Genomic DNA, 13,729 nt, shown 5'->3' on the forward strand with positions numbered 1-13,729 from the left:
ATGTCGGACACCCAGACTTGTTCTGGCCGCTGAATCTCCAGATCTAAAATCTGATTCTGGTGTTTTCTAAACCGATGATGTGAGTTTGTAGTAATGTGATAAGCGCGTTTTGGCATAATCAACAGATGGTTTGCTCTTAAAATATTGATCAATTTATCTCTGCCAATTTTTAGGTCTAATAAATTTTTCTTTAATAGAAAATATAATTTCCTCGTGCCCATTCTTGGGTGTTCTTTCCTAATTTCTATTACCATAGAAACTACTGTAGAAGCAATAGATTGCCTTGCTTTTCTCTTTTTTAGTTTCCGATAATAAACCTGTCTATCCACCCCGAACAAATTACAGGCAAACATTATTGTTTGTTTTTGTTCTTCTCTAAAATGATCGATTGTTCGGGTGAGGAGTTTTTTCGTATGTCGATTTGATATTCTTTTTCCGCAATATCAATCATCATATCGAAAATAATGGCTTTCTTATCTGCCACAAAAGCTTGCTGTTCCAACAAAGCCTTCTGCTTTTCTAGTAATTTAACCTGGACTTCAAGTTCCATTACTCTCTGCTCTGGTGATTTTGGCATATTGTGAAGTGTTTGATTGTCCCAATCAAAGTTACCAAATTTCTTTAGCCAATTAACAACAGTCTTTCTGCATTGGATATCATACTTCTTTGCAGCATCGCTAACAGAGAGTTGACCTCTTTCCACCTCTTGTACAATTTGTAATTTAAAGGACATCGAATAATCCTTTTGAGTGCGCTTTACATAACGCGTAACTTCCTGTTCTTTCATAATGATACTTTTTGTGTATCGCTATTTCAGGACTAGACATCTTAAAAATAGAAAAGCCCTGAAAATTTTCAGGGCTTTTTTTATAATTTTTTTAGCCGCACAATTAACTTGTGTAGCCTGTGAAAGCCTCTTCTAAGGTGGCGTATTTGCCTTTAAATTCGTCCACGGGAGAATCTTGAATGATCTTCCCTTGGTGCAGTAAAATAACGCGTGTGCAGATTGCTTCTACTTCCTGCATGATATGTGTAGATAGGATAATCGTTTTCTCCTTGCCAATCTCTTTTATCACATTCCTTATTTCAATGATTTGATTAGGATCCAAGCCGTTTGTGGGTTCGTCTAAAATTAAAAGATCTGGGCGATGTAAAATTGCTTGTGCTAATCCCACACGTTGCTTATAACCTTTCGAAAGTTGACTTATTTTCTTGGATTTTTCTGGAGTGATCCCAGCTAAGTCAATCACTTCTTCAATTCGATCTCGGGAAACTTGATGAATCTCTGCCACAAAATTTAAATACTCCTTCACATACATCTCATTATAGAGCGGATTGTTCTCCGGAAGAAAGCCGATCTTTTGTTTGCTTTCAATTGCATTTTCCGAAACATCGATGTCCTGAAATAAAATGTGACCTTCATCAATTTTCAGCGCACCCACAATTGATTTCATTAAAGTAGATTTTCCCGCACCATTTGGACCTAAAAGACCAATAATTTCATTGGTGTTAATTTCTAAATTAATTTGATCCAAAGCGATTTGGTTTCCAAATTTTTTGGTGAGATTTTTTATTTGAAGGGACATAATAATAAATTAAAATACAAATTTAATCAAAGTGAAAGAATGGAGAGCTCAAAATTTCTATTAGAAGGTTTTTATTTGAATCAATATTTTCATTGATAGGCATAAAAAAAACTTCACAAATACATGTAAAGTTTAAGTGAGCGCGACAGGATTCGAACACCGAAAAACTGGTACAAGCTCTGTGACCGTCCCAATTAAAATCGGGGTGCTCTATCCAGCTGACATATTTAAATAAAAAAAACTCCACAAATAATTGTGAAGTTTAAGTGAGCGCGACAGGATTCGAACCTGTGACCGTCTGCTTAGAAGGCAGATGCTCTATCCAGCTGAGCTACGCACCCATTTCTGGGTTTTTAAATTCATTATTGGGATTCATGAATTTTTTAAAAAAAAGAAAACTCTCGAAAGAGTTTTCTTTAAAGTCGGGGCGGCAGGATTCGAACCTGCGACCTCCTGGTCCCAAACCAGGCGCGATGACCGGACTACGCTACGCCCCGAAGAATGTTTTACTGAGAATTGCGGAGAGTAAGGGATTCGAACCCTTGGTACAGTTTCCCGTACGCTTGTTTAGCAAACAAGTCCTTTCGGCCACTCAGGCAACTCTCCATTGCAATGTTTATAAGAGCTTCTGTTCTGTAATTGCGAGTGCAAATATAAAATAGTTTTCATGATTTACCAAAAGTTTTTACTTAATTTTTTTTGTATTTTTGGAACTCATTTTAACTCAACAAAATAAATATGCGTAATCCATTATATGTCATAGGTTTAGGAATTATGGTCGCTTCTTGCGGTTCCCAGAATAATGTTCAAAAAAACACAGTCAAGGCGAAAACTCCCGTTTCAAACATAAATACACCGCCAAAGCCGTTGGCAAAAGTTCCATTAAAAAAAGTTGTACAGAGAGAAGGCAACAATGATTTTTACAGAGTAAATATCGCAGATGTTACCAAAAATGACAATACCATCAGTTATGGATCTATCGTATCCGCAAATCCTCCTGGGTACAAAGTGGTTAAAACTTTCTTCCCCGCAGTAGGTCAGAATTTTAGACAGAAATACATCATTCTCCATTATACGGCTTTAGACGATGACAAATCGGTTAGAGTTTTAACAGAGCAATCTGTAAGTTCTCATTATTTGGTGAATAATTTAGGAGATAGAGAAATTTATCAATTAGTAGATGAAAATAAAAGAGCTTATCACGCCGGTATTAGTGCATGGAAAAATGATAAAATGCTTAATGATACTTCAATCGGTATAGAGATTGTGAATTCTGGATATACCGTAGATGCTTCTAATAACAGAATTTTCCCTGAGTTTGATGATAAGCAAGTGCAGAAAGTGGCCGCTTTGGTAAAAGATATTGCAAACAGATACATGATTTCTCCTAACAATATTTTAGGACATTCTGATATTGCACCCACAAGAAAGCAAGATCCAGGACCAAAATTCCCGTGGAAAAAATTATATCAGCAACACCAAATTGGAATGTGGTATGATGAAGCGACCAAAGAAAATTTTTTGAATCAAATCATGCTTGAAGATCATGCTTTTCAAATGACCACCCCTCCTTACATTTTTAAAGTTCAAACTGCTCTAAAAAAGCTTGGCTATGATATTAATCCTTCTGGAAGCTATGATGATGCAACTAAAAAAACGGTGGAGGCGTTTCAATTTCACTTTCGGCCCGAAAATTTTGATGGCTTGATGGATACAGAAAGTTGGGCTATTTTACAAGCTTTAAATCAAAAATATCCCTAAAAATAGGTGCGTGTCTCTTAATTCCTTATTATCTTTAAGGTTTTAATTTTTACATCTAAATACGGACGGTTTAGGCCGTCCGTATTTTTTTAGAGCATAAATACACCGCAATTATAAATAAAGTAATTTAAATAGTATCAAAATAAACTTATGGAACATTTTAGAAGTGAAAGTGATTTGCTAGGAAGCTTAGAAATTCCTGCAAATGCATATTATGGGGTTCAAACCCAGCGCGCCATAGAAAATTTTAAAATTTCTGGACAGTATTTGTCTTCCTATCCTTATTTTATCAAAGCTTTGGCAATGGTTAAAAAAGCCGCGGCCAAAACTAATTATGAATTGGGATTATTGGACGAAGGATTGTTTCAAAAAATCGCAGAAGCGTGTGATGATCTTTTGAATGGAAAATACCATAGCGAGTTTCCGATTGATATGATTCAAGGTGGAGCCGGAACTTCTGTGAATATGAATGCCAACGAAGTAATCGCAAACATTGTTTTAGAAAAGTTGGGTAAGGAAAAAGGAGACTATCAATTCTGTTCGCCTAATGATCATATCAACTTGTCTCAATCCACAAATGATGCTTATCCTACGGCGATAAAAATGGCACTTCTCCACATGAATAATGAATTGGTAGCGAAATTAAAAAAAACAATTACCGCTTTTCGGGAGAAAGGAGTAGAGTTTCAAGACGTTATCAAAATGGGAAGAACGCAACTTCAAGATGCCGTTCCCATGACTTTAGGTCAGGAATTTGAAGCATTTGCCGCAACTTTAGAAGAAGATATTTCTAAATTAAATGGAAATGCCAATCTTTTTGTAGAAATTAATATGGGAGCTACTGCCATTGGAACTGGATTAAATGCGCCAGTTGGCTACGCAAAACTCTGTGCAAAAAATTTAGCCGGTATTTCTGGTTACGCTATAGTTTCTGCACCAAATCTGGTTGAAGCAACACCCGATACAGGATCCTACGTCATTTATTCTTCTGCCATGAAGAGATTGGCGGTAAAACTTTCTAAAATTTGTAATGATTTAAGATTGCTTTCCTCTGGACCTAGAGCCGGATTCTTCGAAATTAATTTGCCGCCTATGCAACCTGGATCTTCCATTATGCCCGGTAAAGTAAATCCTGTAATCCCAGAAGTAGTTAATCAAGTTTGCTACAAAGTCATTGGAAATGATTTAACTGTGACTTTCGCGGCGGAGGCTGGTCAATTACAATTGAACGTGATGGAGCCTGTTTTATCCCATTCTATTATGGAAAGTATTAATTTCCTGGGGAATGCTTTGGATACTTTAACAGAAAGATGCATCACGGGAATTACCGCCAACAAAGAAGTGTGTTTGGCGCAAGTGAAACACAGTATTGGAATTGTAACTGCTTTAAACCCTTATATCGGGTATAAAAACTCTACGGAAATTGCAAAAGAAGCCTTAGAAAGTGGCAAAAGCGTTTACAATTTAGTTTTAGAAAAAGGAATTCTCTCTCAAGAAAAGCTTGATGAAATTCTGGATCCGAAAAATATGTTGAAGCCTCATCAATTCTAATTCTTCATGAAAAAAATTGCCACTTACTTAACATTAACTGCCGCGCTTACTATGACAAATGCTCAGAAATTTGAAACTATAAAAATAACAGACAACACTGGATATTCCTATGAAACCGTTCAGAATGACCCGAATGGAGTCCGAATTTATACCTTGAAAAATGGATTGGAAGTTTATCTCGCCCAAAATTTTGATGCACCGAAAATTCAAACCTACATTCCGGTAAAAACCGGAAGTAATAATGATCCTTCAGACAATACGGGTTTAGCGCACTATTTGGAGCACATGATGTTTAAAGGAACATCGAAACTTGCAAGTTCGGATTGGGCAAAAGAAAAACCGCTTTTAGATCAAATTTCCAATTTATATGAGCAGCATAAAGCCGAGCAAAATCCAGAAAAGAAAAAAGCGCTCTATAAAAAAATTGACGAAGTTTCCCAGGAAGCCAGCAAGTTTGCCATCGCGAATGAATATGACAAAGCAATTTCTTCTCTTGGAGCCTCTGGAACTAATGCGCATACATGGCTAGACGAAACAGTTTACAAAAATATTATTCCAAGCAATGAATTGGATAAGTGGTTAAAGGTTGAAAAAGAGCGTTTTTCGGAATTAACGCTGAGATTATTCCACACAGAACTAGAAGCCGTTTACGAAGAATATAATCGTGCCCAAGATAATGATGGAAGATTGGTCAACTATGAATTGATGGATGCACTTTTTCCGAAACATCCAAACGGTCAACAAACCACCATCGGAAAATCAGAACATTTAAAAAATCCTTCCATGGTCGCAATTCACAAATATTTTGATGAATATTATGTGCCTAATAATTACGCGATGGTTCTGGTTGGAGATCTAGATTTTGATAAAACCATAAAAGCTGTAGATCAATATTTCGGTACTTTTCAATACAAAGAATTACCGAAGAAGACAAAAATTGTGGAGAATCCAATGACAAAAATTGTTGAGAGAACGGTAAAAAGTCCTTCTGCACCGCGTTTACAGCTAGCTTGGCGCTCAGCCTCAAATGGAACGGGCAACGCAAGATTAGCCGATATGGTGGCGAATATTTTGAGCAATTCAGGTGATTCTGGTTTGATTGATTTAAATATTAACCAAAGTCAAAAAGCCCTGCGTGCCATGGCTTATGAATCTCCTTTTAAAAATTATGGTAATTTTTCCATGGTCATTATGCCCAAAAATGACCAAACTTTAGAGGAGGCAAAACAATTGCTTTTGGATCAAATTGATTTGGTGAAGAAAGGTGAATTTCCAGATTATTTAATTCCCGCCATCGTGAATGATATGAAAATCCAACGCATGAAATCGTATGAAACCGCAGATGGATTGGCTACCAATTTATACAGTGTTTACATCAATGATATCACGTGGGAACAGGAACTCAACGAGATTAACGAATATTCAAAAATCACGAAAGAAGATGTAGTAAAATTTGCGAATGAATTTTTCAAAGACAATTATGTAGTCATCAAAAAAGAAAAGGGAGTTAATGATAAATTGGTTCGCGTAGAAAATCCAGGAATTACACCTATTAAATTAAATAAGGAGTCTCAATCTCCGTTTTTGAAAAGCATTCTTGCCCAAAAATCGACCGATGTTTTACCTGAATTCGTGGACTACAGGAAAGTTATTACTACGGACACGATTAAAGGGAAAAAAGCAAGTTTTGTAAAAAATAAATACAACGATATTGCACAAGCTCACTTTATTTATCCATTCGGGAGTGATCACGACAAGGAATTAGGTTTGGCGACTCAAGTTTTACAATATTTGGGAACCAAACAACATTCCGCAGAAGAACTGAAAAAAGAGTTTTTCAAGTTGGGTATTTCGAATGATTTCCGAACGTCTAATGATCAGCTCATCATTTCCCTCAGCGGTTTAGAAGAAAATATGCCGAAAGGAATTGAGCTGTTAAAAAATTGGATGGCGAATGCAAAACCAGATCAAAAAATTTACGATCAAAATGTAAGAACTATATTAGAAAGTAGGGAAGTTGGTAAAAAAGACAAAGGCAGAATTATGGCCGCGCTTTCTAATTATGCTAAATATGGAAAGTTCTCTCGCTTTACAGATGTGCTTTCTGTAGAAACTTTAAAGGGAATTAAATCTGAAAAGATGACTGCAAAAATTCAGAATCTTCTGCACATGCCGTATCAGATTTTCTTTTATGGAAAAGATTTTAAGAATTTTAAAAAATATGCAGAAACCTTTGTAGAAAAGGAAACCCAGAAAGTTCCAGAGAAAAAAATCTATCCAGAACCAGGCATGGAAGGAAAAGTTTATTTCACCAATTATGATATGGTGCAAACTGAAATGAGTAAAATTGCGAAAGGCAAAATGGTGAATTTGAAAAATTTCGGAAAAATAAATGTGTTCAATGAATATTTTGGACGAGGTTTATCTTCCATCGTTTTTCAGGAAATCAGAGAAAGCAAGAGTTTAGCCTATTCTGCCTACGTTTCTTACTCTGCAAATGGTGAACTCAATCATCCAGATTACATCACCACTTATATCGGTACGCAAGCGAATAAATTACCTTTGGCAGTAAATGCGATGGATGAATTGATGGCCAATCTGCCGCAAGTTCCAGCGCAATTTGAAAATGCAAGAAATGCAGCTTTGAAACAAATTGGTGCGGGACGAATTAACAGAACGAATATTTTCTTTAGTCGATTAAATCTGCAAAAACTCGGAATTGATTATGATTTAAGAAAAGACATTTACGCAGAAATTGAAAAACTGACGCTTAAAGATCTTACGGAGTTTTACAACCAAGAAATGAAACCTTTAAAGTACAACACCGCAATTATCGGGAAAAAGGAAAATCTAGATATGGAAGCGATGCAGAAAATGGGAACCTTTCAAGAAGTCTCTCTAGAAGAAATTTTTGGGTACTAATTCTTTAGGAATATTATTTAAAATGAAACTTCGGTTTCATTTTTTTTTGTCTTTATATAATTGATGTGAAATAAATACCTTTTAAATTTGTTTTACCTAAAATCATCCTCTTGGGCCTCAAAAAAACTTTCTTCCTATTTTTAAGTTCCTTTGTATTGATCGATGCGCAAGAGAATTTAGCATTCAGCAATGATCAGTTTAGTGGAATTAATTCCGCGATTCTTACGCCTACCCAACCTTTTTTAAATCCCAATCCATGGGATATCAATTTATTTTCCGCGGATGTTTTTCTGCAGAATGACTATGCTTATATTTCTAATCAAAGTTTTCTTGGCCTCCGCAACGAAGAAATTATTTCCAGGGATTTAAAAAATGGAATTACCGGAGAAAATACAGCGGGCGTTTTAGATTTTTACAATGATGATTTTGGCTCTTACCATATCAGCTCCGATGTTTTGGGGCCTTCTTTTTCCTTAAAATCAAAAATTCGGAAAAAAGTTTTTCAGCTGGGAATATTCACCAGATTTCGTACCCAAACTTTTGCTTTAAAAGTGGACAACTATCTAAAATTCGGTAACCAAAGTTTATCCGAACCCAATAATTATACCTTGCAACCTTTGAAAATAAATCTCATGAATTGGGGTGAAATCGGAATGAATATCGCCACAGAGATTTTCGAAAATTCTTCTCAAAAATGGATTGTCGGTGCTAATTTTAAATATGAAATGGGTTATGATGCCTTCATGGTTAACAGTAAAGATGCCTTTCAGATCAACAGAACGAATGAAGAAGTGGCAGGAGTTCCAACGAAAACCATTGACGCGTCTGGATTTAACATTGAAACAAGTTTTGCCACTAATTACAATTTTGAAACTGAAAAATATGAATTCAAAAAAATTGGGCAAGGTTTCGGTTTAGATGTGGGATTGAGCATGATTGATAAGGAGGAGGATTCTGATGATTATAATTTAAAAGCGGGTTTTTCCATTTTAGATATTGGTCAAGTTAATTTTCAGGGGCAAAGGCATTTGCTTCAGGGGAATAATCTCCGCGTGGTGAATAATCCAAATCTAGACAATACGAAATTTGCGAGTCCACAGCAATATTTGGAATTGCTGAGCACAGAAGTTTACGGAGATTCGAAAGCTTCCTTCCAGGGAAATGACTTTTCTACTGGTCTGCCGACAAGTGTGCATTTCAACTTGAGTAAAAATATAAGACCCAATCATTATGTAAATTTTGATTGGATCCAACGAGCTCCAGTTTTTAGAAATTCATTGAAGAGAAGCAACATCACAAATGTTTCTTATACTGTGCAAAGGCCTGTGATTGGTTACGGTGCATCTGCAAGTTTGTATGAATACCAGAAATTGCAGTTTGGTGGTTACTTTAAAATTGGTCCTTTAATTTTAGGAAGCTCTAACGTTTTGCCCTTGCTTTTTAAACAAAAAAAATTACATTCTGGAGATTTTTTTATTGCCTTGAAAATATATCCATTTTGGGATAATGAGATGAAAAGGCATCGACGTGCAAATTGCAATTGTGATTAACTATTTCAACTTAAAACAAATTTAGGTTGATTTACCCTCTATTTTGGGGTGATTTAACTGAACCTCTTTTCAGTTTTACTTCCTAGATTTGTAATACAAATAAGGGGTAGAAGCTAAGAACACGCAACTTAAACTAAAAACCATGATCCTACCTGGAAACTTCAGATTTTTTCTGAAGTTTTTTTTTAATTATTATTCCAACAAAAAAAATCCCAACAGTGTTGGGATTTTCTACAATTACTAAAATGTAGCAAGTTTTATTTCACAATCTTCATTTCATTGATGAGCCATTTTGCGTCGGCAAATTTATCAATGATAAAAAGAATGTATTTGGTATCTACCATAATATTTCGGCTAAACCGCGGATCAAAATTAATATCACTCATGGTTCCTTCCCATTGTCTGTCAAAATTTAATCCGATAAGATTTCCGTACGCATCCAAAGCTGGACTTCCAGAATTACCACCAGTTGTATGGTTAGTTGCCGTAAAGTTCACTGGAACATCTCCGGTTTTATCTTTATAAATTCCATAATCTTTCGTATTATAAAGCTGAATTAATTTTTTCGGAACATCAAATTCATAATCTCCAGGAACATATTTTTCCATAATTCCTGCCACGTGCGTTTGGTAATTATAATGAACTGCATCTCTTGGCGATGAACCTTTTATTTGCCCATAACTCACTCTCAAGGTTGAATTAGCATCTGGGAAAAATTTGCGTTCCTTGTCAGTTTCCATCTGTTGCGCCATGTATTTTTTCTGCAGCACATCAATCTTCTCTTGAATTTCATTATTCGGACCGTCCGTAGTTTTCATATAATTCTCTCGCATTGCTGCAAAAAGTTTCATGAGTGGATCATTTTTAAGATTTTGAACCAAGGCATTTGGATCTGCAAAAACTTTGTTGATGTCTGTGTAAGTTGTCGCACCATTGATCATTCCACGTCCTGTAATTACGGAGTTCTTGGAAAGCTTTTCAATCGTTACTAAATTCTGACTTTCGTTTTTGTATTGTTCAAAGTCGGCTGGTAAAAATTTCACGGGAGTTTTATTAGCGTACAATGCCAATAGCTTTGCAGTAACTTTCGCGTCCAATACAGGATCGTAATCTTTATAGATTCCAGCAAGTCGATTTTTGAAAGTTTCTGTGGCCTTTGCATCTAATTTTCCACTTTCCATTGCTGGTAAGTAGTTGTAGTAGAAATTAGCGAGTGTGAGTGTTTCAGCATTTCGCACGGTTTCGGAATAGTAAGCTTTGTTCAACGCGTAAGGCGCTTGCTGAGCATATAAAATATTTAACTCTTCAATTGTAGACTTCAGAGCTGGGTTTTTCGCCATCAATGTTGCCTCATATTTTTTCTTTTTTCCTACAGCGTCAGATTTTTTTAAACCTTCTACTTCACCAATCCACTTTTTCCAATAATTCGCAACTGAAGCGTATTTCGAGGCATATTTAATACGAGTTTCAGCATCGGAACGCATTTTCTCATCTAAAGTTTTTAAAGCTACTTCTCGTACAGAAATCATAGCTGGATCAATCTCCGTCATGATTTTTTCTACTGCGATGGCAGGTAGATATTCTGTAGTTCTTCCTGGAAATCCAAAAACAAATGTGAAATCATTTTCTTGCTTGTCCTTAATAGAAATTGGTAAGAAATGTTTCGGTTTGTATGGAATGTTGTCTTTGGAATATTCTGCAGGTTTATTGTTTTTGTCCGCGTAAATTCTAAACATGGAAAAATCTCCCGTATGTCTTGGCCAAACCCAGTTATCCGTATCCGATCCGAATTTACCAATACTTTGCGGCGGTGCTCCTACCAATCGAATATCTTTGTAAGTCTCGATGAGATAAGCATAATATTTATTCCCGTAATAAACAGGTTTAACCGTCATTTTTTGCCATTCTTCTAATTTGAAAGTAGCTTTCACCGCCTCCATATTTTTATTGATGACATCTTGGTAGGCTTTACCTTCAAGACCTTGGGTTCCAGCCAAAACTTGGGCGGTAACTTCTTTAATGTCTGCAATGAAATCTACCGTAACGCCAGGATTAGGAAGTTCTCCGGTCATGTTTTTTGCCCAGAAACCATCACTTAAATAATCGTTTTCTAAGGTTGATAATTTTTGAATTTGTGCGTATCCACAGTGGTGATTGGTCAGTAGCAAACCTTGAGGAGAAATAATTTCTGCGGTGCAGCCGCCATTAAACTGAACCACTGCGTCTTTAATACTTGGTTTTGTGGTATCGAAAATTTCTTTTGCGGAAATTTTCATCCCTAAATTTTTCATTTCTTTTTCGTTGAGCTCTGTCGGAATCCACATTCCGCCATATTCCTGCGCATATGCCATGACCGCCGGAAAAAGAATTGCAGCAAGCAATATATTTTTTCTATTCATTTTTAAAAATTTCCCTAAAAATAAGCATTTTTTAATAATTACCAGGCAGGTAAAAGCTTGGGCAATTCTAAAATTAAAGATGAAAGATAAAAAATAAGGAAAAGGTATTATATTTGAATCTAATTTTTTTAAAAACGACCATGGATCTTTCTACTCAAATTACCTACCTTTTTATTTTAGCAATTCCTATTGCATGCATTGCTTGGACGGTGACCCATGAGGAAATTTTTCGGGAGCCGCGAGAATTTTGTGTCAGAAAATCGCAAGATTGTAAAAGCCTGGTCCAAAGAAAATTTTTCTATCTCTTCACCTGTGAGTATTGTTTCAGCCACTACATCACTGCCATATTCTTATTTATTGTAGAATATAAATTGCTTTTTACTGATTGGCGTGGTTATTTAGTTTCTCTTTTTGCGTTGGTTTTTGTGGCAAATGTGTACATGAGTTTGTTTGCTTTTATAAGACAAAGTTTAAAAGTAGAGAAAATTGAAGCCAAATTAAAAGACGATGAACTAAAGGAAGTAAAAGAGGAGAATAATTAAATCACCAAAAGCAATTAGTTATTTTCTACATGCTCATCAACTACAATATTTTTTGTGTTGCGATTAAGACTCGCTTGTTCTGCAAGTAATTTTGGATCATCTTGCGTATCGAAAAAGAGCCATTCCATGGCGCGTGGAAATTCTTGTGACCAGTAAAACTCTTGATGTCTTCCTTCTGGATTAATGCTGATTTTAAAAGTGAATTGCATAGAATGTGCACCTTCCCAACCTTCCATCGTTTGTTCAAAATCCTGAATTCTTTTCGTCATTTGTGATCCTTCCATTTCCCCACCGTACATATAAACTTTGATGTCGTAAGGATTTTTAAAGTTCATTTGAGGATAGTTATGTTCCGGATTTACCCATAGAGAAGGAGAAAATATTAGCAGTTTCGAATACACTTCTGGATAAAGAAAACCACTGTAAATACTTATTAAAGCACCCAAAGAACTGCCGCCAATTCCCGTGTGTTCTCTTTCTGGTTTTGTGCGATAGGTACTATCAACATAAGGTTTTAAAGTATCTGCCAAGAACCGGATGTATTTTTTACCCTCCGCATTTTTCGTAATGGAGTCATGATCCAAAACGTATTCTTTCATCCGATCTTCATTACCATTTTCGATGGCGATGATGATGACATCTCCACGACCATATTCCGTGAGGATAGACATTTTTTTATCAATTTCCCAGTTCCCGAAGGCAGAACCTTCATTGAAAAGATTTTGTGCATCTTGAAGATAAAGAACAGGGTAAGTTTTATCCGTAGAATGATAATCATGGGGCAATAGTGCCCAGATTTTTCGCGTTCGGTTGAGTTGAGGAATAAAAAAATCTTCCGAAATAATTTCAGCAAGAGGAAAAAATTCGCTTTTAAAGGGCGCCCAATTCGTTCGCCATTTCTCTACATTATCTATGGTTTCTTTTACAGACCTTGCTTTTTTTCTATTGCGGGTAATGTTACCTAAGCGATCAATTTCTACATTTTCCCAACCACCACGGGAATATTTATATTCTATAATTTTTGGGAGAATTTTATCCTCAATGGTAATGGTGTAGGTATTTGCATCTACCTCTGTAAGTTGAAAATTTGCATCGCGGGGATTCCACTGATTAAAATTTCCGGTAATATAGACTGGTCTTTCATCTTCTTCATTTGATATGAGGGTAAATTTCATAATCCTGCGGTAAATATTTTCAGGGGCTAAATTTAAGGTTTTTTTCATCAGGTCTAATTTCTTTGCATGATGATTTTAAGTGCAAAAAATACTTTATCGAAATAAAATCCTCAGCATTTTTGCAGATAATGCCGCTAATTTGGGCACTTATAGAATGGTTTATCCTTAATTTTTAAATATATTTGAAGAGCAATTATTTATAGCTCAAAAAATCCTCAATTGTAACAGTAAAATATGCACCTC

General features: G+C 35.8%; 9 protein-coding genes, 3 tRNA genes and 1 pseudogene. 5 read left to right on the forward strand and 8 right to left on the reverse strand.

Going from position 1 to position 13,729, the window contains the following annotated elements:
- The 6 genes and pseudogenes from RCH13_RS10360 to RCH13_RS10385 form a co-directional block, all read right to left on the reverse strand.
- Positions 1 to 353: pseudogene (locus tag RCH13_RS10360) on the reverse strand (IS3 family transposase); the annotation flags it as partial.
- Positions 353 to 787 carry a transposase gene (locus RCH13_RS10365; protein ID WP_326987170.1) on the reverse strand — a complete coding sequence of 145 codons (435 nt, stop codon included), beginning with the start codon at positions 785 to 787 and terminating at the stop codon, positions 353 to 355. The gene RCH13_RS10365 and the pseudogene RCH13_RS10360, both read right to left, overlap by 1 nt.
- Before the next feature lie 103 nt (positions 788 to 890).
- Positions 891 to 1,586: an ABC transporter ATP-binding protein gene (locus RCH13_RS10370; protein ID WP_326987171.1), complete on the reverse strand. Its 696-nt coding sequence runs from the start codon at positions 1,584 to 1,586 to the stop codon at positions 891 to 893.
- A 267-nt stretch (positions 1,587 to 1,853) separates the two neighbouring features.
- Positions 1,854 to 1,927 (reverse strand) — tRNA-Arg (locus tag RCH13_RS10375).
- Positions 1,928 to 2,008: 81 nt separating this feature from the next.
- Positions 2,009 to 2,083 (reverse strand) — tRNA-Pro (locus tag RCH13_RS10380).
- Between the two features lie 22 nt (positions 2,084 to 2,105).
- A tRNA-Ser gene (locus RCH13_RS10385) sits at positions 2,106 to 2,192 on the reverse strand.
- Positions 2,193 to 2,324: 132 nt separating this feature from the next.
- On the opposite strand from RCH13_RS10385, the gene RCH13_RS10390 reads away from it, so the two are divergent.
- From RCH13_RS10390 to RCH13_RS10405, 4 genes are all read left to right on the forward strand, one after another.
- A complete protein-coding gene (locus RCH13_RS10390) occupies positions 2,325 to 3,347 on the forward strand; it encodes an N-acetylmuramoyl-L-alanine amidase (RefSeq protein WP_326987172.1) in 1,023 nt (340 codons plus the stop codon).
- A 150-nt stretch (positions 3,348 to 3,497) separates the two neighbouring features.
- Positions 3,498 to 4,898, forward strand: a complete 1,401-nt coding sequence (gene aspA, locus RCH13_RS10395) for an aspartate ammonia-lyase (RefSeq protein ID WP_326987173.1) — start codon at positions 3,498 to 3,500, stop codon at positions 4,896 to 4,898.
- A 6-nt stretch (positions 4,899 to 4,904) separates the two neighbouring features.
- The gene (locus tag RCH13_RS10400) at positions 4,905 to 7,820 is read left to right on the forward strand and encodes a M16 family metallopeptidase (protein WP_326987174.1); all 2,916 of its coding nucleotides are present in this window, start codon (positions 4,905 to 4,907) and stop codon (positions 7,818 to 7,820) included.
- Positions 7,821 to 7,930: 110 nt separating this feature from the next.
- Positions 7,931 to 9,370, forward strand: coding sequence for a hypothetical protein (locus tag RCH13_RS10405; RefSeq protein WP_326987175.1), 1,440 nt, complete (start codon positions 7,931 to 7,933; stop codon positions 9,368 to 9,370).
- A gap of 257 nt (positions 9,371 to 9,627) precedes the next feature.
- Here RCH13_RS10405 and RCH13_RS10410 read toward each other — a convergent pair whose 3' ends face one another.
- Complete coding sequence (locus tag RCH13_RS10410) at positions 9,628 to 11,769, reverse strand: S46 family peptidase (protein WP_326987176.1); 2,142 nt, start codon at positions 11,767 to 11,769, stop codon at positions 9,628 to 9,630.
- Positions 11,770 to 11,909: 140 nt separating this feature from the next.
- Between RCH13_RS10410 and RCH13_RS10415 the strand changes: the two genes are divergently transcribed.
- Positions 11,910 to 12,311 (forward strand): hypothetical protein, encoded by a 402-nt coding sequence (locus RCH13_RS10415; protein WP_326987177.1) that lies wholly within the window; start codon positions 11,910 to 11,912, stop codon positions 12,309 to 12,311.
- Between the two features lie 14 nt (positions 12,312 to 12,325).
- On the opposite strand, the gene RCH13_RS10420 is transcribed toward RCH13_RS10415, so the two are convergent.
- The gene (locus RCH13_RS10420; RefSeq protein WP_326987178.1) at positions 12,326 to 13,534 is read right to left on the reverse strand and encodes an alpha/beta hydrolase-fold protein; all 1,209 of its coding nucleotides are present in this window, start codon (positions 13,532 to 13,534) and stop codon (positions 12,326 to 12,328) included.
- Positions 13,535 to 13,729 lie beyond the last annotated feature (195 nt).

This window comes from Chryseobacterium sp. MP_3.2, assembly GCF_035984805.1.
Classification (GTDB): Bacteria; Bacteroidota; Bacteroidia; order Flavobacteriales; family Weeksellaceae; genus Kaistella.